At 57.9% G+C, this 24,656-nt stretch carries 26 protein-coding genes, 5 tRNA genes and 1 pseudogene; 21 read left to right on the forward strand and 11 right to left on the reverse strand.

Annotated elements, in window-relative coordinates; genetic code table 11:
* Positions 1-4: 4 nt before the first annotated feature.
* Complete coding sequence (locus tag V6F78_RS01900; protein WP_332726523.1) at positions 5-967, forward strand: alpha/beta hydrolase; 963 nt, start codon at positions 5-7, stop codon at positions 965-967.
* A gap of 10 nt (positions 968-977) precedes the next feature.
* On the opposite strand, the gene V6F78_RS01905 is transcribed toward V6F78_RS01900, so the two are convergent.
* Entirely contained in the window at positions 978-2,303 is a 1,326-nt protein-coding gene (locus tag V6F78_RS01905; RefSeq protein ID WP_047291267.1) for an Nramp family divalent metal transporter, read from the reverse strand.
* A 228-nt stretch (positions 2,304-2,531) separates the two neighbouring features.
* On the opposite strand from V6F78_RS01905, the gene gltX reads away from it, so the two are divergent.
* From gltX to V6F78_RS01955, 10 genes are all read left to right on the forward strand, one after another.
* Positions 2,532-4,013 (forward strand): glutamate--tRNA ligase, encoded by a 1,482-nt coding sequence (gene gltX, locus V6F78_RS01910; protein WP_095008620.1) that lies wholly within the window; start codon positions 2,532-2,534, stop codon positions 4,011-4,013.
* Positions 4,014-4,252: 239 nt separating this feature from the next.
* Positions 4,253-4,328, forward strand: a tRNA-Ala gene (locus tag V6F78_RS01915).
* A gap of 77 nt (positions 4,329-4,405) precedes the next feature.
* A tRNA-Glu gene (locus tag V6F78_RS01920) sits at positions 4,406-4,481 on the forward strand.
* 50 nt (positions 4,482-4,531) lie between these two features.
* Positions 4,532-4,607: transfer RNA gene (locus V6F78_RS01925), tRNA-Ala, on the forward strand.
* 76 nt (positions 4,608-4,683) lie between these two features.
* Positions 4,684-4,759: transfer RNA gene (locus V6F78_RS01930), tRNA-Glu, on the forward strand.
* Positions 4,760-4,933: 174 nt separating this feature from the next.
* On the forward strand, positions 4,934-5,368 hold the full coding sequence (locus V6F78_RS01935; RefSeq protein WP_047275038.1) for an acyl-CoA thioesterase: 435 nt from the start codon (positions 4,934-4,936) through the stop codon (positions 5,366-5,368).
* 74 nt (positions 5,369-5,442) lie between these two features.
* Positions 5,443-6,411: a tRNA dihydrouridine synthase gene (locus V6F78_RS01940; RefSeq protein WP_169839081.1), complete on the forward strand. Its 969-nt coding sequence runs from the start codon at positions 5,443-5,445 to the stop codon at positions 6,409-6,411.
* A 113-nt stretch (positions 6,412-6,524) separates the two neighbouring features.
* The gene (locus V6F78_RS01945; protein WP_047275033.1) at positions 6,525-6,974 is read left to right on the forward strand and encodes an Hsp20 family protein; all 450 of its coding nucleotides are present in this window, start codon (positions 6,525-6,527) and stop codon (positions 6,972-6,974) included.
* Positions 6,975-7,149: 175 nt separating this feature from the next.
* Positions 7,150-7,278, forward strand: coding sequence for a hypothetical protein (locus tag V6F78_RS01950; RefSeq protein ID WP_257011210.1), 129 nt, complete (start codon positions 7,150-7,152; stop codon positions 7,276-7,278).
* 150 nt (positions 7,279-7,428) lie between these two features.
* Complete coding sequence (locus V6F78_RS01955; protein ID WP_314399533.1) at positions 7,429-8,394, forward strand: GGDEF domain-containing protein; 966 nt, start codon at positions 7,429-7,431, stop codon at positions 8,392-8,394.
* A 35-nt stretch (positions 8,395-8,429) separates the two neighbouring features.
* Here the strand turns inward: V6F78_RS01955 and pbpG are convergent, their stop codons facing one another.
* Positions 8,430-9,368 carry a D-alanyl-D-alanine endopeptidase gene (pbpG, locus tag V6F78_RS01960; RefSeq protein ID WP_047291544.1) on the reverse strand — a complete coding sequence of 313 codons (939 nt, stop codon included), beginning with the start codon at positions 9,366-9,368 and terminating at the stop codon, positions 8,430-8,432.
* Positions 9,369-9,685: 317 nt separating this feature from the next.
* Here pbpG and V6F78_RS01965 point away from each other — a divergent pair, with 317 nt between their 5' ends.
* Positions 9,686-10,627: a class I SAM-dependent methyltransferase gene (locus V6F78_RS01965; protein WP_047291273.1), complete on the forward strand. Its 942-nt coding sequence runs from the start codon at positions 9,686-9,688 to the stop codon at positions 10,625-10,627.
* Positions 10,628-10,772: 145 nt separating this feature from the next.
* On the opposite strand, the gene V6F78_RS01970 is transcribed toward V6F78_RS01965, so the two are convergent.
* The gene (locus V6F78_RS01970) at positions 10,773-11,291 is read right to left on the reverse strand and encodes a Dps family protein (protein WP_047275027.1); all 519 of its coding nucleotides are present in this window, start codon (positions 11,289-11,291) and stop codon (positions 10,773-10,775) included.
* 205 nt (positions 11,292-11,496) lie between these two features.
* Between V6F78_RS01970 and V6F78_RS01975 the strand changes: the two genes are divergently transcribed.
* Positions 11,497-12,192, forward strand: a complete 696-nt coding sequence (locus V6F78_RS01975; RefSeq protein WP_047275025.1) for an AzlC family ABC transporter permease — start codon at positions 11,497-11,499, stop codon at positions 12,190-12,192.
* On the forward strand, positions 12,189-12,500 hold the full coding sequence (locus tag V6F78_RS01980; protein ID WP_047275023.1) for an AzlD domain-containing protein: 312 nt from the start codon (positions 12,189-12,191) through the stop codon (positions 12,498-12,500). The genes V6F78_RS01975 and V6F78_RS01980 overlap by 4 nt, the downstream gene beginning before the upstream one ends.
* Here V6F78_RS01980 and V6F78_RS01985 read toward each other — a convergent pair.
* The 3 genes and pseudogenes from V6F78_RS01985 to V6F78_RS01995 form a co-directional block, all read right to left on the reverse strand.
* Entirely contained in the window at positions 12,448-12,642 is a 195-nt protein-coding gene (locus V6F78_RS01985) for a hypothetical protein (RefSeq protein WP_080960211.1), read from the reverse strand. The genes V6F78_RS01980 and V6F78_RS01985 overlap by 53 nt on opposite strands.
* A gap of 110 nt (positions 12,643-12,752) precedes the next feature.
* Complete coding sequence (locus V6F78_RS01990; protein ID WP_047275021.1) at positions 12,753-12,947, reverse strand: hypothetical protein; 195 nt, start codon at positions 12,945-12,947, stop codon at positions 12,753-12,755.
* Between the two features lie 159 nt (positions 12,948-13,106).
* Positions 13,107-13,456 (reverse strand): annotated as a pseudogene (locus tag V6F78_RS01995) (hypothetical protein).
* Positions 13,457-13,688: 232 nt separating this feature from the next.
* Between V6F78_RS01995 and V6F78_RS02000 the strand changes: the two are divergent.
* Positions 13,689-14,507, forward strand: a complete 819-nt coding sequence (locus V6F78_RS02000; protein ID WP_047291276.1) for a shikimate 5-dehydrogenase — start codon at positions 13,689-13,691, stop codon at positions 14,505-14,507.
* A 38-nt stretch (positions 14,508-14,545) separates the two neighbouring features.
* Here the strand turns inward: V6F78_RS02000 and V6F78_RS02005 are convergent, their stop codons facing one another.
* Positions 14,546-15,190 (reverse strand): YceH family protein, encoded by a 645-nt coding sequence (locus V6F78_RS02005; RefSeq protein ID WP_047291278.1) that lies wholly within the window; start codon positions 15,188-15,190, stop codon positions 14,546-14,548.
* 192 nt (positions 15,191-15,382) lie between these two features.
* On the opposite strand from V6F78_RS02005, the gene V6F78_RS02010 reads away from it, so the two are divergent.
* On the forward strand, positions 15,383-15,892 hold the full coding sequence (locus V6F78_RS02010) for a DUF1993 domain-containing protein (RefSeq protein ID WP_047291280.1): 510 nt from the start codon (positions 15,383-15,385) through the stop codon (positions 15,890-15,892).
* A gap of 89 nt (positions 15,893-15,981) precedes the next feature.
* Here V6F78_RS02010 and sstT read toward each other — a convergent pair whose 3' ends face one another.
* Complete coding sequence (sstT, locus tag V6F78_RS02015) at positions 15,982-17,205, reverse strand: serine/threonine transporter SstT (protein WP_169858984.1); 1,224 nt, start codon at positions 17,203-17,205, stop codon at positions 15,982-15,984.
* 344 nt (positions 17,206-17,549) lie between these two features.
* On the opposite strand from sstT, the gene V6F78_RS02020 reads away from it, so the two are divergent.
* Positions 17,550-18,704, forward strand: coding sequence for an MFS transporter (locus tag V6F78_RS02020; RefSeq protein ID WP_047277447.1), 1,155 nt, complete (start codon positions 17,550-17,552; stop codon positions 18,702-18,704).
* 61 nt (positions 18,705-18,765) lie between these two features.
* On the opposite strand, the gene nhaR is transcribed toward V6F78_RS02020, so the two are convergent.
* On the reverse strand, positions 18,766-19,671 hold the full coding sequence (nhaR, locus tag V6F78_RS02025; protein WP_047275006.1) for a transcriptional activator NhaR: 906 nt from the start codon (positions 19,669-19,671) through the stop codon (positions 18,766-18,768).
* 135 nt (positions 19,672-19,806) lie between these two features.
* Between nhaR and V6F78_RS02030 the strand changes: the two genes are divergently transcribed.
* Together V6F78_RS02030 and V6F78_RS02035 are read left to right on the forward strand one after the other, a co-directional pair.
* Positions 19,807-20,049 (forward strand): hypothetical protein, encoded by a 243-nt coding sequence (locus V6F78_RS02030; protein WP_047275004.1) that lies wholly within the window; start codon positions 19,807-19,809, stop codon positions 20,047-20,049.
* Positions 20,050-20,079: 30 nt separating this feature from the next.
* A complete protein-coding gene (locus V6F78_RS02035) occupies positions 20,080-20,835 on the forward strand; it encodes a TerC family protein (RefSeq protein ID WP_047277445.1) in 756 nt (251 codons plus the stop codon).
* 55 nt (positions 20,836-20,890) lie between these two features.
* Here the strand turns inward: V6F78_RS02035 and V6F78_RS02040 are convergent, their stop codons facing one another.
* On the reverse strand, positions 20,891-21,064 hold the full coding sequence (locus V6F78_RS02040) for a hypothetical protein (protein ID WP_162841629.1): 174 nt from the start codon (positions 21,062-21,064) through the stop codon (positions 20,891-20,893).
* A 227-nt stretch (positions 21,065-21,291) separates the two neighbouring features.
* Between V6F78_RS02040 and V6F78_RS02045 the strand changes: the two genes are divergently transcribed.
* Positions 21,292-21,912, forward strand: coding sequence for a peptidase C39 family protein (locus tag V6F78_RS02045; RefSeq protein WP_442965103.1), 621 nt, complete (start codon positions 21,292-21,294; stop codon positions 21,910-21,912).
* A 100-nt stretch (positions 21,913-22,012) separates the two neighbouring features.
* On the opposite strand, the gene V6F78_RS02050 is transcribed toward V6F78_RS02045, so the two are convergent.
* Positions 22,013-23,296: an NAD(P)/FAD-dependent oxidoreductase gene (locus tag V6F78_RS02050; protein ID WP_047291286.1), complete on the reverse strand. Its 1,284-nt coding sequence runs from the start codon at positions 23,294-23,296 to the stop codon at positions 22,013-22,015.
* Positions 23,297-23,480: 184 nt separating this feature from the next.
* Between V6F78_RS02050 and V6F78_RS02055 the strand changes: the two genes are divergently transcribed.
* A tRNA-Val gene (locus tag V6F78_RS02055) sits at positions 23,481-23,557 on the forward strand.
* The last annotated feature ends 1,099 nt before the right edge of the window (positions 23,558-24,656 follow it).

Here is a 24,656-nt window from a genome sequence, read left to right on the forward strand (position 1 = left end):
ACGTATGTCAGTAGTACCGGAGCTGGAAGCCTTTTTGGAACTGGCCGAGTTCAGTCGCATGACCGGCAAAAGCCAGGCCCTGCATGACCTGAGCCCGGCGCAGGCCCGGCTGGAGTTTGAAATGAGTGCCGGGGTGCTGGACGAGCCGTTGTCGGGCATCGACAGTTACGACCTGCGCCTGCCGGCCCGGGATGGTTTCAGCTTGCCAGCGCGCCTGTATCGCGCCCCGCAGCTAACGCCACAACCGCTGCCGGTGGTGGTCTACTTCCACGGCGGCGGTTATGTGATTGGCAGTCTGGACAGCCACGACGGGCTGTGTCGCCGGTTGGCCCATGCCGGGCAATTCGCCGTGCTGGCCGTGGATTACCGGCTGGCCCCGGAGTGGGTGTTCCCCACGGCGGTGCAAGATGCCTGCGACGCAGTGAACTGGTTGCTGCGCGAGGGCGCCCGTCATGGGCTGGACGCCACCCGCGTGGCGTTTGCCGGTGACAGTGCGGGCGGCACATTGAGCACAGTGCTCGCGATTCTGGCGGTGCGTGACCCGCAGGAGGTGGCCATCGTGCCGCTCGCGCAGGTGTTGCTGTACCCGGTCACCGACGGCAGTTGCAAACGTGAATCCCACCAGCGTTTCGCCCACGGGTATCTGCTCGAAACCGCCACCATGGACTGGTTCTACGGGCACTACACCCGAACCACGGCGGATGTGCAGGATTGGCGTGTTTCACCGTTACTGGCCCCGGATGTCAGCGGCGTGGCCCCTGCGTTGGTGTACCTGGCCGGGTTTGATCCGTTGCATGACGAGGGACTGGCCTATGCCGCCAAACTGCAACAGGCGGGCAATGAGGTGGTGAGGTGGGAAGAACCGGGGATGACCCATGACTTCATGCGCATGAGCGGCTTGCTCGAAGAAGTGGCCGGGATTCATGAGCGGGTGGCGGGCTGGCTGGATGAGCGGCTGGCCGGGTGAGGGCGCGCCCTCACTCACCCACGCTGAGTTGCGCAATCAACCAGATGTTGGCCCCGCTGATCACCGCGAACAGAAACCACGCCAGCAAGCGCGTCGGCAGGCGGTTGACGAAGGGGCCCATCAGTTTGACGTCGCTGGTCATGCGGATCAGGGGGTAGAGCGCAAACGGCAATTGCAGGCTGAGCACCACCTGACTGAGGATCAGCAGCTTGCCGACGGCGTTGTCGCCCATCAACCAAACGCCCGCAAATGCCGGGATCAAGGCCAGCCCGCGGGTAATCAGGCGCCGCTGCCAGCACGGGATGCGCAGGTCGAGGTAGCCTTCCATGATGACTTGACCGGCGATGGTGCCGGTGAACGTCGAGCTTTGCCCGGACGCCAGCAGCGCCACGCCAAACAGCACGCTGGCCATCGCGCCGCCCACCAGTGGGTCGAGCAGGCGGTAGGCGTCCTGGATTTGCACCACGTCGGTGTGGCCGGTTGTGTGAAACGCGGCCGCCGCCAGAATCAGGATCGCGCCGTTGACCATCAGCGCCAGCGCCAGTGAGCCGATGGTGTCGATCCGCGCCAGCCGCACGGCGTCGAGCTTGCTGGCGTAGTCGTTGCCCACCCGCCTTGTTTGCACCACGGAGCTGTGCAAGTACAGGTTGTGCGGCATCACGGTGGCGCCGAGGATGCCGATGGCCAGGTACAGCGGCGCCGCTTCGCTGATCGCCGAAAGGGACGGTTTGAATCCGTCGAAGACGTCAGGCCAATAGGGTTTGATCAGCACCAGCTCGACGAAAAAGCACACGCCAATCGTCATCACCAGCACCAGCATGATGGCTTCCAGCCGACGGAAGCCTTTGCCTTGAAGGGCCAGGATCAGCAGGGTGTCGAAGGCCGTCAGCGCGATGCCGAAGGTCAGCGAGCAGCCCAGCAACAAGTGGAACGCCAAGGCGCAGCCAAGGACTTCGGCGAGGTCGGTGGCAATGATCGAGACTTCGGCCAGCAGCCACTGCACCCTGGCTGAGCGCGTGCTGTAGCGCTGGCGGCACAGTTGCGCCAGATCGCGGCCGGTGGCGATGCCGAGTCGCGAGCACAGGCATTGCACCGCCATGCCCGCGAGGCTGGCCAGCAACACGACGAATAACAGGTTATAGCCGTAGCGCGACCCGGCTTCGATGGCGGTCGCCCAGTTGCCGGGGTCCATGTAACCAATACTGATCAGCAGGCCCGGCCCGGCAAAACGCAAGGCGCGCTTCCAGAAAGGTGCGCGGGGGTCCACCGCTACGCTGCCGCTGACTTCAGGCGGGCAGAAGGGCGCCGTGGGGATTTTCGGCAGGCTGAATGTCAAGTGCAGGCTCCGGTTGTTTTTGTGCGGGAGGCGGGCAGGGGCAATGGGTGTGAGGTTACATCGGTCGTGGGGTTTTTTCCGCCGATAGGGTCGATACAGCGGGGCTATTGCTGTTTTTACAGTCACGGGGGCGGCGATCTGTCTCGACGGTCAGTCCTGAGCTGGAGCCAAGCGGGGTCGGCCTGTTACCATTCGGCACTTTGTTTTATCTCCACTTCGAGACCGCCCATGACCACCGTTCGCACGCGCATTGCGCCATCGCCTACCGGCGACCCCCACGTCGGCACCGCTTACATCGCTTTGTTCAACTACTGCTTCGCCAAGCAGCATGGCGGCGAGTTCATCCTGCGGATCGAAGACACCGACCAATTGCGTTCGACCCGTGAGTCAGAACAGCAGATTTACGATGCGCTGCGCTGGCTCGGTATCACCTGGAGCGAAGGCCCCGACGTTGGCGGCCCGCATGGCCCGTATCGTCAGAGCGAGCGCAGCGATATTTATAAGCAGTACACCCAGCAACTGGTCGACATGGGGCATGCGTTCCCTTGTTTCTGCACCGCACAAGAGCTGGACCAGATGCGCGCCGAGCAAATGGCCAAGGGCGAGACCCCGCGCTACGACGGTCGCGCGCTGTTGCTGTCCAAGGAAGAAGTGGCCCGGCGCCTGGCCGCTGGCGAGCCACACGTGATCCGCATGAAAGTGCCGACCGAAGGCGTGTGCGTGGTGCCAGACCTGCTGCGCGGCGACGTCGAGATCCCGTGGGACCGCATGGACATGCAAGTGCTGATGAAGACCGACGGCCTGCCGACGTACTTCCTGGCCAACGTGGTCGACGATCATTTGATGGGCATCACCCACGTATTGCGCGGTGAAGAATGGCTGCCGTCGGCGCCGAAACTGATCCTGCTCTACGAGTACTTTGGCTGGGAACAACCGCAGTTGTGCTACATGCCACTGCTGCGTAACCCGGACAAGAGCAAGCTGTCCAAGCGCAAGAACCCGACCTCGGTTACGTTCTACGAGCGCATGGGCTTCATGCCCGAAGCGATGCTCAACTACTTGGGTCGCATGGGTTGGTCGATGCCTGACGAGCGCGAGAAGTTCTCGCTGCAAGAGATGGTCGACAACTTTGACCTGTCCCGTGTTTCGCTGGGCGGTCCGATTTTCGATATTGAAAAACTCTCCTGGCTCAATGGCCAATGGTTGCGTGACTTGCCGCTGGACGAATTTGCCAGCCGTGTCCAGCAATGGGCGCTGAACCCCGAGTACATGATGAAGATCGCGCCGCTGGTACAGGGGCGGGTCGAGACGTTCAGTCAGATCGCGCCGCTGGCCGGGTTCTTCTTCTCGGGTGGCTTGCAACTGGATGCCAAGCTGTTTGAGCACAAAAAGTTGTCCGGCGATCAAGTGCGTCAACTGATGCAACTGATCCTGTGGAAGCTCGAAAGCCTGCGTCAGTGGGAAAAAGACGCCATCACCGGTTGCATACAAACGGTGGTGGATGCCCTTGAGCTGAAGCTGCGCGATGCGATGCCGCTGATGTTTGCGTCGATCACGGGGCAGGCCAGCTCGGTGTCGGTGCTGGACGCCATGGAGATTCTGGGCCCGGACCTCACGCGTTTCCGCTTGCGTCAGGCGCTGGAACTGCTGGGCGGTGTTTCGAAGAAAGAAAACAAAGAGTGGGAAAAGCTGTTCAACGCAATCGGTTGATCGGTTTTGAGGTGCCGTCGCTGCCGCAGGCTGGGGTCAGGACCGCTGCGCGGCCCTTTTAGGTCTTTGGCAGTGACGGCACGTTTTGTATGCGGGGCCCGTATTTACGGGGTGGGAAGGGTAAGTGGTTGTTCTCTCGACCATTTTTTTTAAAAAACTTTGAAAATAAGTTTGACAGCCTACCGATCCAGTCTTAATATGCGCCCCGTCCACACAGCAACACGCAACACTGACTGTTTGGGGCTATAGCTCAGCTGGGAGAGCGCTTGCATGGCATGCAAGAGGTCAACGGTTCGATCCCGTTTAGCTCCACCAAATTTACAGTTCAATGCTTGGCCACACCGGCATTGAATCGATCAGCACTCAGCGCTGATCATTGTTAGAAGGTTTGTGTCCCCTTCGTCTAGTGGCCTAGGACACCGCCCTTTCACGGCGGTAACAGGGGTTCGAGTCCCCTAGGGGACGCCAGTTTTACAGAAGCAGCACTTCGGTGTTGCTCCGCCGCCAGGCGATAAATCGGGGCTATAGCTCAGCTGGGAGAGCGCTTGCATGGCATGCAAGAGGTCAACGGTTCGATCCCGTTTAGCTCCACCAATTTACAGTTCAACGTCGGGCCACACTGGCGTTGAATCGATCAGGCAAATGCCTGATCACTGTTAGAAGGGTTTGTGTCCCCTTCGTCTAGTGGCCTAGGACACCGCCCTTTCACGGCGGTAACAGGGGTTCGAGTCCCCTAGGGGACGCCACGATTACCCGCTCTGCGGGATTTTTAAGGGTCATTCAATTATTGAATGGCCCTTTTGTTTGCCTGAAGCTTTTGTCATCCTCGCCATCACCCTCGTTTGGCCCTGTGCCGCTCCCCACCTTAAACAGACCTGCTGCGTTACACTGCGCCCTTTATTTAAGCGTGGAGGCTGGGCATGAGCTGGGATTTGGCAACGCCGTTCATCATTGATCTGCAGGTGCAGGCTGAAGACATCGACGGTTTTGGCCATGCCAATAACGCTGCCTATGTTGTCTGGCTGGAACGATGCGCCTGGCGTCACTCTCAGCGCCTCGGGCTGGACCTCACGGAATACCGTCGTCTTGACCGCGCCATGGCTGTGGCCAGGCATGAAATCGATTACCTGGCCAGCGCCTATGAAGGTGACGAGTTGCAACTGGCGACGTGGATCATCGATTGCGACAAACGCTTGCGCATGACGCGTCAGTTCCAGTTGATCAGGCCGCGCGACGGGCTGACGTTGCTGCGGGCTAACACCACGTTTGTGTGTATCGAACTGTCCAGCGGCAAAGCCAAACGCCTGCCGCCCGAATTCCTCGATGGCTATGGTCCGGCGGTCGTGCCAGCCTGATAGGGCGTGCAACGCGATACCGATTGCCCGCGTTAGCGCGTAAACTGCCGCACGTTTTTTTATGAGAGTCACCCATGCAAATTGCCTTGGCGCCGATGGAAGGGCTGGTCGACAACATCCTGCGTGATGTCCTGACCCGCACCGGCGGTATTGATTGGTGTGTCACCGAATTCATTCGGGTCACCGAGCGTCTGCTGCCCGACGCTTACTTCCACAAGTTTGCCCCTGAGCTTCAGCACGGCGCGAAGACCCGTGCAGGCGTGCCGCTGCGCGTGCAATTGCTGGGGTCCGATCCGGCGTGCCTGGCAGACAACGCAGCGCTGGCCTGCCAGTTGGGCGCTGAAGTGATCGATCTGAATTTTGGCTGTCCGGCCAAGACGGTGAACAAGTCCCGTGGCGGTGCCGTGCTGCTCAAAGAGCCTGAACTGCTGCATGCGATCCTGTTGCAAGTGCGTCGCACTGTGCCGGCTCATATCCCGGTCACGGCCAAGATGCGTTTGGGCTTCGATACCCCTGACAGCGCCAACGAATGCGCCATTGCGCTGGCTGAAGGCGGCGCAAGCCAGATCGTGGTGCATGCCCGGACCAAAATGGATGGCTACAAGCCACCTGCGCATTGGGAATACATTGCTCAGGTGCAAGAGGTCGTCAAGGTGCCGGTGTTTGCCAATGGGGACATCTGGTCCGTTGAAGATTGGCGCCGTTGCCGCGAAATCAGTGGTGCTGAAGACATCATGCTCGGCCGGGGTCTGGTTTCCAGGCCAGACCTTGCCCGGCAGATCGCCGCAGCGCGGGCCGGGGAAGAGGTCGTCGAAATGACCTGGGCTGACCTGCAGCCGATGATTCGTGACTTCTGGGCCCAGGCTCAAGCGCAACTGACCCCGCGCTCAGCCCCAGGGCGTCTGAAGCAGTGGCTGGCGATGCTGACGCGCAATTATCCCGAGGCCACGGTGTTGTTCAATGCGATGCGCCGCGAAACCGACTGTGAAAAAGTCCGTCATCTGGTCAACAACCCGCCCATGGATGCGGCTTCAAACACCTGAATTTTTTTTAAAAAAACCTCTTGAAATGATTGGGTCGGTCCCTATTTAGGGAGTACGCGATGCCGAAACCGGGTCGCGGAGACAAAATCTCGCTGAAATCAGGAGGCTAAATTATGAGCACTGCATTTTCTCTGGCGCCACTGTTCCGTAATTCTGTCGGCTTTGACCGTTTTAGTGATTTGTTCGAAACCGCGCTTCGCAATGACACCAGCGGTGGCTACCCACCCTACAACGTTGAAAAACGCGGTGAAGACAGCTATCGCATTGTCGTAGCTGCAGCGGGTTTCCAGCAGGAAGACCTGGACCTGCAAGTAGAGAAAGGTGTGTTGAGCGTGAGCGGCAGCAAACGTGAAACCAGCACCGACGACAGCGTGACCTTTTTGCATCAGGGTATTGCACAACGGGCGTTCAAACTGTCCTTCCGCCTCGATGACCACATCGAGATCAAAGGTGCAAACCTGAGCAATGGCTTGCTGAGCATTGATCTGCAACGGGTAGTGCCTGAAGAGGCAAAAGCCAAACGCATCCCGATCAATGGGGAACAGCCAGCCCTGCAAAACTGATCCCGCAGTGGCGCGTCAGGAACCCCGTCTTTTCAGGCGGGGTTCTTTGTATTCGGGGTAGGCGCAGAACTGCAAGCGCTTGTTTCCGGATGGTTTTCAGAGGTTTTTCGTCGACTAGCCTGAAGATAGCCGACCGGGCGCACGACGTGTCCGGCGCCATTCACAGGTGATTGACATGAAAAACAAACGTGCCCGCGACTCAGCAACCGGTCTCTTTATTCCACTGGAAGAAGCCAAGCGTCGACCTCGGGAAACCACCGTAGAAACCATTAAAAAACCGAAAAAAGAGCAACCCAGGCATTGACGAGCAGTACGCAGGCATTTGTTTTCGACCTCTCCCCGAGACAAGTGCCTGCACTTTCTTTATCCCTCCCTTCGGCGTTTGGTCGGCCATCTCTCGTTCAAAGACGCTGTGAACTATGCTTGTGCCTGTTCGTGCACAAAGGAGTGACGCATGCGGGTTCCAGACAAACCTGTCGACGAGGCGGCTCGTTTAGAAGCCTTGCACAGGTTGAATGTCCTCGACACCGAGCCGGAGGAGCGATTTGAGCGCCTGACCCGTCTGGCGCGACGCGTGTTCAATGTGCCGATTGCCTTGGTCAGCCTGGTGGATACCGAGCGTCAGTGGTTCAAATCGGCGGCTGGCCTTGATGTCATTGAAACGCCCCGCGACGTGTCCTTTTGTGGGCACGCGATTTTGGGCGACCAGATATTGATGATCTGCGACGCCGTGCTGGACGAGCGCTTTTATGACAATCCGTTGGTATTGGGCGATCCGGGCATCCGTTTTTACGCGGGCTGTCCGCTCAAAGTCGCTAACGGCGATAAAGTCGGCACGCTGTGCCTGATCGATACCTTGCCCCGTGTGCTTAGCGACGATGAGCGTGAGTTGTTGCGGGATTTGGCAGCGATGGCCGAGCAAGAGCTGGTGGCTGTGCAATTGGCGACCATGGATGAGCTAACTCTGCTTTCCAACCGGCGCGGCTTCGAAGCCTTGGCGCGTCATGGCCTGGCGTATTGCAGGCAATGGGGCAGGCCGGCGACGTTATTGTTTTTCGATCTTAATGAGTTCAAGCAGGTCAATGACACCTACGGCCATGCTGAAGGCGATCAGGCCCTCAAGGCCTTTGCCGACGTGTTGCGCATCGCGTTTCGTGAAAGCGATGTGATCGGGCGGTTGGGCGGGGATGAATTTGTCGTGCTGCTGACTGGCTCGGACTGCGTGCACATCGCCGCCGTCATGGCTCGCCTGCAAGCGTTGCTCGATGAGCGCAATGCAAGCGCGTCACGGGGTTATGCGATTCGTTTCAGTGTCGGGCAGATTGAATATGACCCTCAACACCATGACTCGGTCGCAAGCCTGTTGCTCGACGCCGACCGTGCGATGTACGTCCATAAGCAGACATTGAAGCGAGGTTGAGCCCGGCCCGGTATTCCGGGCCCGGGTCACACTGATTACTTTGAGGGGTGAGGCTGGGCCGCCGGGCGGGCCTTCAGGTTCTTGTCGGCTTTATAGCGCAATGCCACATCTGGCACGCTGCCGCTTTTGCCGGTCTCAATCCAGCTGCGGATCCGGCTGGCATCGGCAAAGTGGGTGTATTTGCCGAATGCATCCAGAATCACCAGCGAAACCGGGCGGTTGCCCATTTCTGTCACCAGCACCAGACAGTGCCCTGCCTGATTGGTGAAGCCGGTCTTGGTGATCTTGATATTCCACTTGTCCTTGTTGACCAGGTGGTCGGTGTTGCGAAAGCCCAAGGTGTAGTTGGGCTTGCGAAAGGCGACGGTTTTTTCTTTGGTGGTGCTCAATTGGCTCAGCATCGGGTATTGACGGGCTGCTGCCAGCAACTTGCTCAAGTCACGGGCCGTCGAGACGTTATGCATCGACAAGCCGGTCGGTTCCACATAGCGGGTGTGCATCATGCCCAGGCTTTTGGCTTTGGCATTCATGGCGGCAATAAACGCCACGTAACCGCCGGGGTAATGGTGTGCAAGGGTGGCTGCGGCGCGGTTTTCTGAGGACATGAGGGTAATCAGCATCATGTCGTGGCGCGTCAGTTCGCTGCCGAGTTTGACACGGGAAAATACGCCTTTCATCTCGGGGGTGTCGCTGATGTTGACCGCGATGTATTCATTCATCGGCAACTTGGCATCCAGCACCACCATGGCGGTCATCAATTTGGACACCGAGGCGATCGGCACCACGACGTCAGGGTTACTGGCGTAAATGACTTTGTTGGTTTGCAGATCAACCAGCATCGCGCTGCCTGACGCGATATGCAGTTGTGAGGTGTCGCGCGGTGCAGAGGTGCTTTCAGTCGCTGCGGCGATTGAGGGAGCGGCGGCGCCTGTGAGGACTAAAAACAGGCCAAGAATCGAAAGATGACTTTTCACGCAGATTGACTCGAAAAGAAGTGGGAGGTGACTGGCTGCATCGCGATGCATTACACATCGAGTTACATTTGTTGAGTATGTATCAATAACCGCAGAAATGCCTGAGGTCGCAGGCAGTTACAGCGTCTTTTTCACGTAATTCGTCTGATTAAGCCTCGTCAGCGACAAAGGCGATCCGTTAGGCCGGGGCGATGTTCCAAGGGGCACAGACTCACGTCTGACCCCAGGCCGAAGGAACTGTCTTAGTGTGCGAGGCTGGCGTGGAGGCCGAGGTAATTGTGTAAAATGCCCGCCCTTTGAAATAACCGGCCCCACCGATGACCCCTGAAGCGTTTTCCATCCTCGACTCGCATCTGTTGACCGCCCTGCAAAGCCCCCCCGAAGAGACCCGCCGTCTGTTTCACGGGCGAGGTCGCTGCTGGCCGGGGCTGGAGCAATTGACTGTGGATTGGCTGCAAGGCGTGGTACTGGTCTCGCTGTTCAAGGAGCCTGATGCCGCTGCGCTGCAAGCCCTAAAAGCCCTGTTGATCAACTTGGCGCAGACGCCGGTATGGCAAGCCAGCGGGGCGCACACCCTGGTGTTGCAGCATCGCTATACCCTGCAAAGCGACACCGAATGGCTGGTGGGCGAAGCCATTGACGAGTGGACGCTGACCGAAGGTGGGCTGCGCTACCGCGTGGATTTGGGACGTAAGCAGAACAATGGCCTGTTTCTCGACATGCGCTACGGCCGCGAGTGGGTCAAAGCCCACGCCCAAGGCAAGCGGGTGCTGAATTTGTTTGCCTACACCTGCGGGTTTTCAGTGGCTGCCATCGAGGGCGGCGCCGAGCATGTGGTCAACCTCGACATGTCGCGCGCGGCGTTGAGCCGGGGTCGAGATAACCATCGCCTCAATAGCCACGACATGAGCAAGGTCACGTTTCTGGGGCATGAGTTGTTCAAGTCCTGGGGCAAGGTCAAAAGTACCGGCCCTTATGACTTGGTCATCATTGACCCGCCATCCTTCCAGAAAGGCAGTTTTCTGCTGACCAAGGATTACCAGCGGGTGGTGCGCCGTTTGCCAGAGTTGTTGAGTGAAAACGGTTTAGTGCTGGCGTGCATGAATGACCCGTCGCTGGGGTCGGACTTTTTGATAGGCGGCGTGACCGAGCATGCGCCGGGGTTGCGCTTTGAGCAGCGACTGGCCAACCCGCCCGAATTTCCGGATGCCGACCCCGAATGCGGATTGAAAGCGCTGGTGTTCAGGCAGGGCGTTTGAAAGGCAAAAAAAAAGCCCGCAGGGGTAGGCGGGCAAGGGTTCATTGAATGAGCAAGGGCCACTATACAAGCTGCGGTACGCGGGCTGAGTGAAACATAATTCATCTGCAGCGCCGGTTTGATCGGGATCAAACCGGCGTTTTGTTTTATTTGGTACGCGACGATTCAAACAGGAACCACACGCGGCGTTCCGCTTCATCGATCCAGTTTTCCAGCAGGCTGGTCGTCGCGACGTCGCCCAGCTCCGAACACATGCTGTGGGTTTCACGCATGTAAGCCGCCAGTTGGATATTGTCTTCACGCAACTCGGCCAGCATGTCTTCCGGGGTCACGAAATCGGCGTCGTTATCGAGCAGGCGTTGCAGCTTCTTGATGTGGCCGATCGAACGAAGGGTGGTGCGACCCAGCTTGCGCACACGTTCGGCGATCGCATCGGTGGTGGCAAAAATCTGATCGGATTGCTCATCCAGCAGCAGGTGGAAATCGCGGAAGTGCGGACCCGACATGTGCCAATGGAAATTCTTGGTTTTCATGTAAATGGCGAAGGTATCGGCCAGCAGCGCGTTCACTTCGGCTGCAATGTTGATGCAGGCTTCATCGCTCAGCGCCGAAGGTGTCCGCAGATCGGCCTTTCTGGTTTCCTTGGCGGATTTCAGGTCTTTCATGATGGTTCCTCGTGGAAGCTGTGGGCGGGAGATAACGGATAACGATTCCGACTGACTAAAGACCAGGATTGACCTTTCGTCAAACTGTCGTGGCCGTACCGCTACGTCGTTTGAGCGGTCCGGGCGCGCATTGAGCAAGATTGTTCAAGACTTTGCGTGGCGTTGTTGCGACCCTTTGCCGCTGCTGACCATCAGGATGTTTTCAATGCCCCATTCGCTTCCAAGAGCCGCCTTCATACGTGGTGTGATTGCTTGTCTGCCATTGACGCTTGCCTGTGCGCCGTGGGGGCTGCTGGCGGGGTCAACCGCCATCGATGCGCAACTGACCCCCGCCCAAAGCCAAGGGCTGTCGGTGCTGGTGTTCGCCGGCGCCGCGCAACTGGTGGCCATTGGCATGATCAAGGGTGGCGCCAGCGTGTTGTCGATCCTGCTGACGACTTTATTGCTGACGTCTCAACACCTGCTGTACGCCATGCATTTGCGCCCCGTGGTTTCACCGCTGCCCGCCAGGTGGCGGTTCGGTCTGGGCTTTTTACTCACCGATGAGTTTTTTGCATTGGTCAGCAGTCAGGATCGCCAAACGTTTAACCGCTGGTATGCGTTGGGTGTCGGGCTGTGCATGTACATCGGCTGGAACCTGTTCACCCTGATGGGCGTGGTCCTCGGCAAAAGCATTCCGGGCCTGGACCAGTTGGGGCTGGAGTTCTCGATTGCCGCGACGTTCATTGCCCTGATTACGCCCGTGGTGCGCAATGTCCCGACGATCATTTGCGTGGCCGTTTCACTGGTGAGCGTGGTGCTGTTCAGTTATTGGCAGTGGGAGTCGGCGATCGTGCTGGCGGGGCTGGCCGGGATGGCGGCCGGTTACTTGAGCAAGCGAGCAGGGGTGTTTTTCGAATGATGTGGGTGATTATTGTCGGGATGGCGCTGATTTTGTTTTTCAACCGCTATCTGTTTCTGGAGCCGCGGCTGCCTATCCGTCTGAATAGAGGTGTGAAGGAGTTTTTAGGCTTCGCTGTGCCGGGGATGCTGACGGCCATTTGCGGGCCGATTATTTTCGTCAAGGACCGAGCGCTCAATCTCAGCCTCGACAACCCGTACCTGCTGGCCGGGTTGTGTGCAATCGGGCTGATGGTCTGGAGTCGCAACGTGTTGCTCAGTGTCGTGTCCAGTGTGGCGTTGTTTTATCTGTTTCGCTGGTGGCTTTGACTTGAGCGGCGGCCCGCGAAGTAAACGGGCCGCTGACCGGCACCCCGTCGATCACCACATACCAGCAGGCCAACAAGCCGTCAGCGCGCAGTGGAGCAGGCACTGCGCTGCCCACCATCGACATGACATGAACCTTGGACATACACACCTCCTCCAATCAATGAAGCCACCTTACGGCGTGCGCCGCAGCACAAAAAATCATTGCGCGTGATAGTCGCCATCGACAGGGATTAGGTTAGTGCGTGCGCCAGGTTAATCCACTACCAGGTCCAGCATATGCATGACCTCTTGCTCATTGAGCATGCCTTTGTCGACCAGGTGCTGGGCCAGCAGTGAAACCAGCTTGGCAGAGCGGTGCCCTTCAAGCTGCTTGAGTTCTGTGAGGGCTTCGTAAACCTTGCTTGAGGTGCAGAGGTCAGCCCGGCGATGAGGGTGTTGAGTCGGCATGAGGGTCGTCCTTGTTTTTATAGGTGTGCGGCGATTGAAACGCGCTGCGCCCGGCGAGTCCTGACAGGCTGCCGGGCGCATTGGCGTCCAATCATGCCGCAAACACGTTACATTTTGTGTTTCACCTGCGACATTCACATCATCTATTCAGACCAGCCTTTACCAGCGTGGCGGCCCGTAATCCCCCGGGGCGGTCCGTATTGCACAGGGTGTGGTCGACCGTAATAGCCCTGGTAGTAAACCGGCTGGGGCGCCGGGACGTAGACCGGTTGTGGCGGGTAGTACACGGGCGGGGCCTGCACATAGACCGGTTGCGGCTGAGCATAGACCGGTTGTTGCACATAGACCGGGCGCTGATCGTGATGGGCGATCACCGAACCGATGATCGCGCCACCCACCACCGCACCGAACACGGCCGGTCCCGAGCCCCAGCCACCGTGGGCAGATGCCTGGCCCGCGACGGCCAGTGCGCCGATCAGCAACGCGACTTGAGGGATGTTGCGCATCATGACGTACCTCGAATAGCAGCCCCGGCAGTTCAGCCTGACACAGGCCACAAAAAGGGTGCGGGGATAACACTCAGACCGCGTTTTTCAAAAAAACTGCGGCGCCTCTTGGTAAATGTTGTGTAAGGTCGTCGGCGGCTGACTCGTTTCAGCGTGGCCGGCCCGGACACGACTAATCAGCCCGCCTTGAAGCGGCCGCAGCCGTCTATCTGAACGCTTTTCTCAGGAGATGAACATGCAGATGAACCCGAACAAAGACACCCGGTTATGCATTTCACTGTCGGGCCGCCCCGGCAATTTTGGACTGCGGTTTCATAATCATCTCTATGAGCAATTGGGGCTTAATTTCTACTACAAAGCCTTCACCACACAGGATCTGCCGGGCGCGGTGACCGGTATACGGGCATTGGGCATACGCGGATGTGGCGTTTCAATGCCATTCAAAGAGGCGTGTATTGCGTTGGTGGATGAGATGGACGCATCGGCCAAGGCCATTGACTCGATCAACACCCTGGTCAACACCGACGGCCATTTGAAGGCCTATAACACGGACTACATTGCCATCGCGCAGTTGCTGGAGCGCCATAACATCAGCCAAGACACAACATTCGCCTTGCATGGCAGTGGCGGCATGGCCAAAGCCGTGGCATCCGCCCTGCGCGACGGCGGCTACAAACACGGTGTGATCGTGGCCCGCAATCAAGCGTCCGGCTCGGCTTTGGCCCGGCATTGTGGCTATGAATGGCAAGCGCAGTTGGGGCCCGCCCGGCCTCAAATGCTGATCAATGTCACCCCCATCGGTATGAGCGGCGGGGCAGAAGCCGATGATCTGGCGTTTGAAGCGGATGCGATCAATCAGGCGGCGGTCATTTTCGATGTGGTGGCAATCCCGTCAGAGACGCCGCTGATTGTTCGCGGTCGCGCCTTGGGCAAGCAGGTCATTACCGGGCTTGAGGTCATCGCCATTCAGGCGCTTGAACAATTCGTGCTCTACACCGGCGTACGCCCGACCCCAGAGCAGTTCCGGGCCGCCGTGGCGTTTGCCCGCGGCTGAACGCAAAGCCGGGCGATTGATGGTGCCCGGCGATCAGGTTATTCGAGTGCGGCCAGCCGCGCTTCCAGTGCTGCCACCCGAGCTTCCAGTGCTTCAAAGCGTTCCACGGACAGGCCTGAAGCGCTGCCTCGCTCAGATGGCTGCTGGCGCGCAGCCAGGATGGCGTCCATGTCGTCCGGGTCACCCAGCGCATGCATGTAGCGGTCTTCACGCTGACCGCTCTGACGGGGCAGCAACAATGCCAGATCACGGGCGATCAGGCGTTCCAGCAGATGCTGCACTTGATCGGTGTCTTCAAAGTCGTGCATGCGCGCGCTGCGGGTCAGCAGCTCATTGAGGGTTTGCGGGCCACGCAGGAACAACAACCCCATCACCACCACCTGCGCCGGCACCAGCTCCAGCACTTTATCGACCCGGTGCTCCCAGCGATCTGCGCGACTGCCCATGACCAAGCGCGTAAAGCCTCGCCCCTCAAGTGCCCGCAGGCTTTGCCCGACCTGGCCGGGGCTGAGGTTCATTACCGGCTCGCGGCTGGTCTTTTGATTGCAAGCCAACACCAGCGCATTCAGCGTCAGCGGGTACGTGTCGGGGTGGGTGGCCTGTTTTTCGATCAAGGCGCCGAGGATGCGAATTTCCGTGCTGTTGAGACGGGCTTCGACGTCGGTCTCGTGTTCGCTGTTCATCACGTTTTCCCTGTGCGTTGGAAGGCGGCTAGCCTAGGGGCTGTCCCCGTTCCATTGCAAGCCGCGTCGCAGCGGCGATGCAACGGGAACAGCCCCTAAAACCAATGGCTGTGCAAAGACAAGCCGCTTTAGCGCAGCGACGTGTCTATAATCGGCGCTCATTCATTGTGCCCACCGACTGTCGAGACCCTCATGACTCTCTCTCTCTACGCAGCGTCCATTCCCGTGTTCAAACAAATGCTCAACGCCATGAGCGGTGTGCTGACCAAAGCAGAAGCGCACGCCACGGCCAAGAACATTGACCCCAGTGTGTTCCTGCAAGCGCGTCTGGCGCCGGACATGTTCCCGTTGGTGCGTCAGGTGCAAATTGCAGTGGATTTTGCTAAAGGCGTTTCGGGGCGCCTGGCCGAAGTTGAACTGCCCAAATATGACGACAACGAAGCCACCTTTGCCGAACTGCAAGCGCTGATCAGCAAGGTGCTGGCATTTGTGGACACCCTCAAGCCGGAGCAGGTGGATGGCAAGGAAGGGATTGAAATCGTGACCCGCCCGGGAACGCCCAAAGAGAAGCGCTTCACCGGCCAGGCCTATTTGCTCACTTACGGTTTGCCGCAGTTTTTCTTCCACGTCACCACCACCTACGCGATTTTGCGCCATAACGGCGTTGAAATCGGCAAGCGCGATTACATGGGTGCGTTCTGATTCAGCGATGAATGCGCACTGAAACGTGCAGCGACAGTGTTCAAGCGCCGCCTGCGGGCAGCGCTTGACGAGTGTGCAAAGGCGTGGCGTCAGACGGCTTTGTCTTCTTTCGCCATGCAGGCGGCGGCGGTAAACAGCACATCGGTGGACGAGTTGAGGGCGGTTTCGGCCGAATCCTGCAGGATGCCGATGATGAAGCCCACGGCGACGACCTGCATGGCAATTTCACTGGGAATGCCAAACAGGCTGCACGCCAGCGGGATCAGCAGCAACGAACCGCCTGCTACGCCCGATGCGCCACAGGCGCAAACAGCCGCTACCACACTCAGCAAAATGGCTGTAGGCAGGTCGACTTGGATGCCCAGTGTGTGCACGGCTGCCAGGCTCAACACGGTAATGGTGATGGCCGCACCGGCCATGTTGATGGTGGCGCCCAGCGGGATCGACACGGAATAGGTGTCTTGGTGCAGGCCCAGTTTCTCGCTCAAGGCCATGTTGACCGGGATATTGGCGGCCGAACTGCGGGTGAAAAAGGCAGTGATACCGCTTTCACGCAGGCACAGAAACACCAGTGGGAACGGGTTGCGGCGCAGCTTCCAGAACACGATCAGCGGATTGACCACCAACGCCACAAACAGCATGCAGCCGATCAGCACGACGAGCAGGTGCAAATAGCCCAGCAGGGCATTAAACCCCGAAGAAGCCAGGGTTGAGGCCACCAGCCCGAAGATGCCCAGCGGTGCGAAACGGATCACCACGCGCACGATCAGGGTGACACCGTTGGACAGGTCATTGAGCACGGTGCGGGTGGTTTCGCCGGCATGACGAATGGCAATCCCCATGCCGATGGCCCACGCCAGGATACCGATGAAGTTGGCGTTCATCAGGGCACTGACCGGGTTGTCTACGACACTCAACAACAAGCTTTGCAAGACTTCGTTGATGCCGCCGGGTGCAGAAATCGCCACGTCGTGGGTAGACAGCACCAGATTGGACGGGAACAGCATGCTGGCGACCACAGCGACGACCGCGGCTGCAAACGTGCCAAACAGATACAGCACCAGGATGGGACGGATGTGGGTTTCCTGACCATGCTTGTGGTTGGCGATCGAAGCCATGACCAGCACAAACACCAGAATGGGGGCTACTGCTTTCAAGGCGCTGACAAAAATCTTGCCGATAAAGCCTACGGTCAGCGCCGCCGACGGGGCGAGCCAGGCCAGCAGAATCCCGGCAATCAGGCCGATCACGATCTGGGTCACCAGGCTGGTGCGTTTGAGCCGGTGCAGCAGGGAAGGTGAAGCGTCAGTCATAGGGGACTCTCTAGTTGTTGTGGGTGCCGCAATCAATGATCGTGTGCGAACAAAAATGTCAGATGTTTCCCACAGATCTCAGGGGGCGAAAAGTGCGCAGCAGATAATAGCCGTGTCTATTGGATACGTCTGTGTGACTAAAACCATGGCGGGGCGCGGACTTTATCATAGGGCTGCGGGAACTTTCCTGCTCAAGGGCAATCTGTCACAGCTGAACCCCTGTCAGGGCCGTGGATTCGGCCGACGCGTGCTGCGAATCATTCTGTTACCATTGCGTCATCCACTCTTATTCAAATCAGCGGGCCACTTGGCTTTCGCTGGCCTTGCCGTCTCTGGAGTTATCCATGCTGTTGCCCATCCTGCTGCTGTCTGCGGCCGGTTTTACCGTGCTCACGACCGAGTTCATCATCGTCGGCTTGCTGCCCTCTATTGCGCGGGACCTTGATGTCAGCGTGCCCCAGGCCGGGCTGCTGGTGACGTTGTTCGCCTTTACGGTGGCGGCGCTCGGCCCTTTTTTGACCGCCTATTTCGCCAGGTTCGAGCGTAAACGTCTGTTTATAGGCATTTTGTTGATGTTCGCCTTTGCCAACACGGTGGCCGCATTGGCGCCGACTATTTGGGTGATGGCATTTGCGCGTCTGTTGCCTGCCTTGGGCTTACCGGTGTTTTGGGCGCTGGCCAGTGAAACGGCGGTCGACATCGTGGGCCCTGACTATGCGGGGCGTGCGATCGCTAAAATCGGTTTCGGTATTGTGTGTGCGACGGTGTTCGGTATCCCGGTAGGTACGTTGATTTCGGATGCGTGGGGTTGGCGCAGTGCGTTCGGCATCCTTGCGGTGGTGGCGCTGGCCAAGGCTTTGCTGTTGTGGATCTACCTGCCTTCAACCCGGGTGGTTAAAGCCGCCGTCACGTTGCGCTCTCAATTCGCCATGCTGCGTAGCCCGTTGATGATCGGTCACGTTGTCTTGTCGGTCCTGGTGTTCAGCGGCATGTTCACGGCCTACACCTATCTGGCGGATATTCTCGAGCGCCTGGCAGGCTTTGATGGCACGTTGGTGGGCTGGTGTCTCATGGGGTTCGGTGCGGTCGGGCTGATCGGCAATTCGTTGGGCGGTCGCATGGTGGATCGTCATCCGCTGATCGCCTCGATGGTGTTCTGCGCCTTCATGATTGGCGGCATGGTGGCGCTGGTGCCGAGCATTCATTCCACGCTGGGGCTGGCGGCGGCCTTGGGCGTCTGGGGCGTGACGCAAGCTGCGCTGTTTCTGGTCAGCCATGTGCGCCTGATGAAAGTGGCGCCGCACGCCCCGGCCTTTGCAGCCTCGCTGAACATCGCTGGGGCGAACCTGGGCATCGGGCTGGGCGCCATGGTTGGCGGCCGGGTTATCGACCACTACGGCCTGGGCAGCCTTGGTTTCGCGGCCGCGGGCTTTATTGTGGTGTCGATCCTGCTCGCATTGATGCTCATGACCTCTAAAAAGCGCGAGATTTGCGCCTAGGCGCTGTACGAAATGGATGTGTGCATCGCTGATGCAGCGTTGAAAACAGTGCGTACAGACCCTAATCGCCAAGATCGGTGAACAGCTCGCGTCGCGCACCTTCGGTAATCGCAACGATACCGGGGTGCTTGATCTTGCGTTCCACGGTGATGGCGTAAAACGATTCGGTCACGGCGTGGGTCTGGCCGATCAGTTCCACGTCAAACTGGCGGATCACTTCATCCGCGATCACGCTGGGGGCGATAAACACGCCCGTACCCGACTGTCCGAAGGCTTGCATCAGGGCGCTGTCGTCAAATTCGCCGACGATGCGCGGCTGAATGTGTTGTTCAGCCAGCCAGCGCAACAGCCGGCTGCGCAACACGGTTTCGGGGCCCGGAATCAGCAGCGGGGCGCCCTGCAGGCAGTGGGGGAAGTTGTGCGAATAGTCTTTGGCCAGCAGGGCTGTGGCAAAAAAACTGATGCCACATTCACCCAGCTTCTGACTCAAGCCTTTAATGTCGAGGTGTGAAGGCATGGGGCTGTCGGAAATCACCAGATCCAGCCGCTGAATCGCCAGGTCTGCGAGCAAACGATCCAGTTTGTCTTCGCGACACGTGATGCGGATGGGCGCCTCCAGCGCCATGGTTGGCGCAATCAGCCGGTACACAATCGATTTTGGCACGACATCCGCCACCCCCACGCGGAACAAAATCTGTTGCTCCTTGGGTGACATGCGCAGCATGCATTCCAACTCACTGCCCAGCTGAAACATCTGTTCAGCATAGGGCAGTACCTGTCGGCCGGTTTCGGTCAATTCCAGTTGTCGGCCGACCCGTCTAAACAAAGGCAGGCCATAAGTTTGCTCAAGCAGGCTGATTTGGCCGCTGATGGTCTGGGGGGTGAGGTTGAGTTGCTCACAGGCGCGCACAATGCTGCCGGTTTTAGCAACCACCCAAAAGTAGTGCAGCTGTCGATAATTCAGCATTAGCCCGATAACACTTCGTAAAAAGCGAAGTATACGCCTTAAAAAAACGAATTTTACTGAACTGTTGGCCTGTCTAGACTCTCGCGTTATTCGCGTGCGCTGGCCGTGACCAATGATTGAGAGAGGAAAGGCAAGATGACGATGAGAAAACGGGGCGTTGCTACACTGCTTGCGACAGCGGTTTTGTTGATGAGCGGTTGCGATCAGGCCGAGAAAGCCGCGCAGCAGATGCTCAGTAAAACGGCCGAGAGCGCCAAGCAGGCCATCGACGATACGCATAAAGCCGCAGAACAGGCGCTCAATGAGGCGACCGGGTATAAGCCCGCTGAGCCGGACGCAGCACCCAAAGACAATAAAGATTCCTCGCAAGCCATTTAATTCGCCCTACATCTGAGTCCGAACGCACCTATGGATTACCTTTTACAACTGGCTGCCAGCCCAACTGCCTGGATCGCACTGGCCACGCTGATCGTGATGGAGATCGTGCTGGGGATCGATAATTTGATCTTCATTTCGATCCTCACCAACAAATTGCCTGAGCAATATCGCACCAAGGCCCGCCGAATCGGTATCGGCATGGCGTTGATCCTGCGCCTGGGCTTGCTGGGCACCATTGCTTACATCGTGCAACTGACCACGCCGGTGTTCGAGGTTTTAGGCAAGGCCTTCTCCTGGAAGGACATGATCCTGATTGCGGGCGGCCTGTTCCTGGTGTGGAAAGCCACCAGTGAAATCCATCACAGCATGAGCCCGCACGCCGAAGGTGAGACCCAGAGCACGCCATCGGGCGTGTCATTGGGGTTCGCTGCCGCGATCGGGCAGATTTTAATGCTGGACCTGGTGTTCTCGATTGACAGCATCATTACCGCCGTGGGGATGACCGAGCATTTGCCGATCATGGTCATTGCCGTCGTGGTGGCGGTGTTGGTGATGTTGCTGGCATCGGAGCCTTTGGCCAAGTTCATCAACGAAAATCCGACCGTGGTCATGCTGGCGTTGGCCTTCTTGATCATGATTGGTATGACGCTGATTGCAGAAGGCTTTGGCGCCCATGTGCCTAAAGGCTACGTGTATGCGGCGATGGCGTTCTCGGCCACGGTCGAAACACTCAACATACTGGCTCGAAGAGTCCGGGAAAAACGCCAGGCGGCGTTGCAGAAGTAATCACTGACGAAGCTCAAAAAAAACCGTTCACTTTCACAGGGTGAGCGGTTTTTTGTTAATGGACGCTTGCTGCTTTGATGGCGGGCTTGGCGCCCAGTACTTTTTTGGGCTCAACGCGGGGTTGCGGATGATGGTGACGACGGCTGATACGCATCACACCCCACAGCATGGCGGCGGCGACCGCCAACCAGCCACTGAACAGTAGAAAGAGAGTTAATGCCGGGCTCATCAGTGCCTCCTTTGCCTCAATGGGGCATACACACATGACAAGTGACAGTCTAGCCGCTGGTGTGTTTCAAGCTATTGACCAAAGGTCGTGGATGTTCAACTGATTGGCTCTAAATCACGCGGTTTACTGGGTACTAAGGCTATACCTGATCTCGCGCGAGCCTTAAGATCGGCACCCATGCCGGGCTGACAGTCTGGAACCATTCAAGGCGAGGGTGCATGCAGGGAATGAAGGGTATGAGAGTGGCGCGAATTGTCTGGGCGGCGGTTATGGTCTTGTCTGTGGCGAGTTGTGCCAGCGTTCAGCGACCTGAGGTTCGCCAGCTGCCAGAGCGGGTTGAACTCAACGGCGTGCCATTTTTCCGCGGCAATGCGCATCAAAGCGGGCCGCACGTCTTGGCCAGCATGTTCAATGAACAGCGGATCGGCACCACGCCTGGTCTGTTGACCAAGCCTCTGAAGTTGCCGCAAGCAGAGCAGGCCTTGCAAGGCAATATGCAAGCATTGGCCGAGCAATACGGGTTGATGGTATATCCGCTGGACCCCTCGCTATCAGCGGTGCTGACGCAGGTGGCGGCGGGCTATCCGGTCATGGTCCGCATCGCCGATGGGGTTGTCTGGTCCACGCCTCGCTACGCCATGGTGGTGGGGTATGACCGTCACAAACAGACTGTACTGTTGCGTGCCGGCATGGAAAGGCGGCGCCCGATGAGCTTCAATGCCTTTGAGTCGGCCTGGAAGGAGGAGGGGAGTTGGGCGGTGCTGATACTTTCACCTGCTCAGTTACCTGCCCGGGTCGACAAAGCGCGTTGGCTAAAGGCTGCCGAGGCGCTGGCACGTGCCGGGTAAGAGCAGGCAAGCGCCAAAGCGATTCAAACGCTGGAAGCGCAACAGTAGTCTGGAATAAAAAAAACGGCGCCGAGAGCGCCGTTTTCGATGAAGCGTCCGATCAGAAGCCCAATTTGTCGCGCAGGCTGTAGTACCAGGCACCTAGCGCTGTCAGCGGAGTGCGTAGCAATTGACCGCCCGGGAACGGGTAGTGGGGCAGACCGGCGAACGCATCGAAGCGCTCGGCCTGACCGCGCAAGGCTTCGGCCAGCACTTTTCCCGCAAGGTGGGTGTAGGTCACGCCATGACCGCTGCAGCCCTGCGAGTAATAAATGTTGTCACCGATGCGTCCTACCTGCGGGAGGCGGGACAGCGTCAGCAGGAAGTTACCGGTCCAGGCGTAGTCAATCTTGACGTCTTTTAATTGCGGGAATGCCTTGAGCATTTTTGGCCGGATGATCGCTTCAATATTCGCCGGGTCCCGAGCCCCATACACCACGCCGCCGCCGAAGATCAGGCGCTTGTCACCGGACAAGCGATAGTAGTCCAGCAAATAATTGCAATCTTCGACGCAGTAATCCTGAGGCAACAGCGTCTTGGCCACATCGTCGCCAAGGGGTTCTGTGGTAATGACTTGAGTGCCGCAGGGCATCGACTTGGCAGCCAGTTCTGGCACCAGATTGCCCAAGTAGGCATTACCGGCCACGATGATGAACTTGGCCCTGACTTTGCCTTGCGGGGTATGCACCACCGGGTTGGCGCCACGCTCAATGCGCACGGCAGGCGATTGCTCATAGACAATGCCGCCCAGTGATTCAACCGCTGCTGCTTCACCCAGTGCCAGATTGAGCGGGTGGATATGACCACCGCTCATGTCCAGTAAGCCGCCCTGATATTGGTCGCACGCGACGACCTCGCGTATCCGGCGCTGATCCAGGAGTTCCAGCTGATTATTGCCATAGCGCTCCCAGAGTTTCTTCTGGGCTTCCAGATGACCCATTTGCTTACGGGTGATCGCAGCGAAGACCCCGCCGTCTTTGAGGTCGCATTGAATCTGATACGTGGCGACGCGATCACGAATAATTTTGCCGCCTTCAAATGCCATCTGACCTAACAACTGGGCTTGCTTGGCGCCGACTGAGCGCTCAATCACATCAATATCGCGGCTATAACTGTTAACGATTTGCCCGCCATTACGACCGGAAGCGCCAAACCCCACTTTGGCTGCCTCCAGCACCGTGACCTTGAAACCGTTCTCCAGCAAAAACAGCGCACTCGATAACCCGGTATACCCGGCACCAATCACACAAACATCCGTCTCGACCTCGCCTTGCAGGGCGGGGCGTTCAGGTGCCGGGTTCGCCGAAGCCGCGTAATACGACTGGGGATAAGGAGTGTTCGCCATTCTGCAACCTCTGTTTTATATTTTTTACGAGTGCGGTCGATGCTACCTGAGATGAAATCCCCCCGCCAGCTACCCGGAGGCGCGTATTTTTGCGCTTCAAATAAAAAATTCGACAATTCATAGAGTTACCTGCAAAAAAGGTGTTGACACACCTCCGTAAATCTATAGAATGCGACCCCACAGCAGGCACGTAGCTCAGTTGGTTAGAGCACCACCTTGACATGGTGGGGGTCGTTGGTTCGAGTCCAATCGCGCCTACCAAACAAAATCCGCTCTGCTGGGCGGTCTAGAAGGGCTCACCGAAAGGTGGGCCCTTTTTTGTTGTCTAAGAAAACGTTCACAAATTATAGGCTTCGTTCACACAAGGCAATGTGAACGTGAATACATGCCTGCCTCTGTTCACACTCTGAATTGTGAATGGCTATACCTAACCTATTGATACATAAGGCTTGAGCACTTTCTTGTCTAGGTGGTGGTGCGTTCGTAAACTCACTCCCTTGCCCGTTGTTCGTGCCTCACAAGGGCAGGCTGCTAACCAACTGAGCTACGTGCCTGCTGTGTCCTGAGCGCCTATCGGCTGACGCTCTATAGACCACCCCCTTGTGTTTGTTTCTACGCACAAATTGAGGGTTGCTGTTTGAGAATCTGTGCGAGCCAGCCGAGGGGGAGAGCAGGGGGGTATGGGGTGGGCTCCTTCTTATGCAATGGAGCTCCTGAATTTCTGCTACAAATTAATCATCCATTGGTTAGTTTAAGGTGGTTGCTATGCTCGGTGGGATATATGCAGCTTGGCGGGGAAAGGCGTTTGGGAATCAGGTTGCTGATTTTATTGGTATGCACCGCAGTCTCTATCATGGGGCGATGGAGGAGGGTGGTTGCAATATGCACATGCTAATGCTCTCTCACCTGAAATCTGAAGGGCATGCAGTAGAGGCTGTAGCTCAGGACTCGTGTAAGTTTCTAATTGCTGGGTTAAGGATTATCGAGAACAAATTCGGACAACAGGCGCATATTGACCATGCTAGGGCTTGTGTGATGAGTTTGATGGATAGCAGTCAGTCTTGATTTTTGATGAGTTGCGCTGTATAAAGAGCTTCATAGCAAACGGGCTAGGTGTAAGCTGAACTGTATGTCTCATTAGGAGGCGCTGCGAAGTGAATAGGGTTATGGCGGAACCTTAAGTGGTGTAGTTGTAACATGAAAGCTAAGCAGACAATGGGAGGATGGTTGGTAGAACTCCCCAGCAAAGCGTGGCTTTATACGCTGGCTTACCCCTTCTGGCTTTGTTAGGAGGGCAGGTTACTGGTAGCTGAACTATCAGGCACAGAAGGCGCTAGCCTCTGTGAAGAACGGCCAGTGT

Origin of the sequence: Pseudomonas sp. ESBL9, assembly GCF_036668715.1 — a bacterium.
GTDB lineage: Bacteria > Pseudomonadota > Gammaproteobacteria > Pseudomonadales > Pseudomonadaceae > Aquipseudomonas > Aquipseudomonas lundensis.

Coding starts and splice junctions, on each gene's coding strand:
- V6F78_RS01900 (WP_332726523.1), top strand. CDS start 5: ATGTCAGTAGTACCGGAGCTGGAAGCCTTTTTGGAACTGGCCGAGTTC.
- gltX (WP_095008620.1), top strand. CDS start 2,532: ATGACCACCGTTCGCACGCGCATTGCGCCATCGCCTACCGGCGACCCC.
- V6F78_RS01935 (WP_047275038.1), top strand. CDS start 4,934: ATGAGCTGGGATTTGGCAACGCCGTTCATCATTGATCTGCAGGTGCAG.
- V6F78_RS01940 (WP_169839081.1), top strand. CDS start 5,443: ATGCAAATTGCCTTGGCGCCGATGGAAGGGCTGGTCGACAACATCCTG.
- V6F78_RS01945 (WP_047275033.1), top strand. CDS start 6,525: ATGAGCACTGCATTTTCTCTGGCGCCACTGTTCCGTAATTCTGTCGGC.
- V6F78_RS01950 (WP_257011210.1), top strand. CDS start 7,150: ATGAAAAACAAACGTGCCCGCGACTCAGCAACCGGTCTCTTTATTCCA.
- V6F78_RS01955 (WP_314399533.1), top strand. CDS start 7,429: ATGCGGGTTCCAGACAAACCTGTCGACGAGGCGGCTCGTTTAGAAGCC.
- V6F78_RS01965 (WP_047291273.1), top strand. CDS start 9,686: ATGACCCCTGAAGCGTTTTCCATCCTCGACTCGCATCTGTTGACCGCC.
- V6F78_RS01970 (WP_047275027.1), bottom strand. CDS start 11,291: ATGAAAGACCTGAAATCCGCCAAGGAAACCAGAAAGGCCGATCTGCGG.
- V6F78_RS01975 (WP_047275025.1), top strand. CDS start 11,497: ATGCCCCATTCGCTTCCAAGAGCCGCCTTCATACGTGGTGTGATTGCT.
- V6F78_RS01980 (WP_047275023.1), top strand. CDS start 12,189: ATGATGTGGGTGATTATTGTCGGGATGGCGCTGATTTTGTTTTTCAAC.
- V6F78_RS01985 (WP_080960211.1), bottom strand. CDS start 12,642: ATGTCCAAGGTTCATGTCATGTCGATGGTGGGCAGCGCAGTGCCTGCT.
- V6F78_RS01990 (WP_047275021.1), bottom strand. CDS start 12,947: ATGCCGACTCAACACCCTCATCGCCGGGCTGACCTCTGCACCTCAAGC.
- V6F78_RS02000 (WP_047291276.1), top strand. CDS start 13,689: ATGCAGATGAACCCGAACAAAGACACCCGGTTATGCATTTCACTGTCG.
- V6F78_RS02005 (WP_047291278.1), bottom strand. CDS start 15,190: ATGAACAGCGAACACGAGACCGACGTCGAAGCCCGTCTCAACAGCACG.
- V6F78_RS02010 (WP_047291280.1), top strand. CDS start 15,383: ATGACTCTCTCTCTCTACGCAGCGTCCATTCCCGTGTTCAAACAAATG.
- sstT (WP_169858984.1), bottom strand. CDS start 17,205: ATGACTGACGCTTCACCTTCCCTGCTGCACCGGCTCAAACGCACCAGC.
- V6F78_RS02020 (WP_047277447.1), top strand. CDS start 17,550: ATGCTGTTGCCCATCCTGCTGCTGTCTGCGGCCGGTTTTACCGTGCTC.
- nhaR (WP_047275006.1), bottom strand. CDS start 19,671: ATGCTGAATTATCGACAGCTGCACTACTTTTGGGTGGTTGCTAAAACC.
- V6F78_RS02030 (WP_047275004.1), top strand. CDS start 19,807: ATGACGATGAGAAAACGGGGCGTTGCTACACTGCTTGCGACAGCGGTT.
- V6F78_RS02035 (WP_047277445.1), top strand. CDS start 20,080: ATGGATTACCTTTTACAACTGGCTGCCAGCCCAACTGCCTGGATCGCA.
- V6F78_RS02040 (WP_162841629.1), bottom strand. CDS start 21,064: ATGAGCCCGGCATTAACTCTCTTTCTACTGTTCAGTGGCTGGTTGGCG.
- V6F78_RS02045 (WP_442965103.1), top strand. CDS start 21,292: ATGAAGGGTATGAGAGTGGCGCGAATTGTCTGGGCGGCGGTTATGGTC.
- V6F78_RS02050 (WP_047291286.1), bottom strand. CDS start 23,296: ATGGCGAACACTCCTTATCCCCAGTCGTATTACGCGGCTTCGGCGAAC.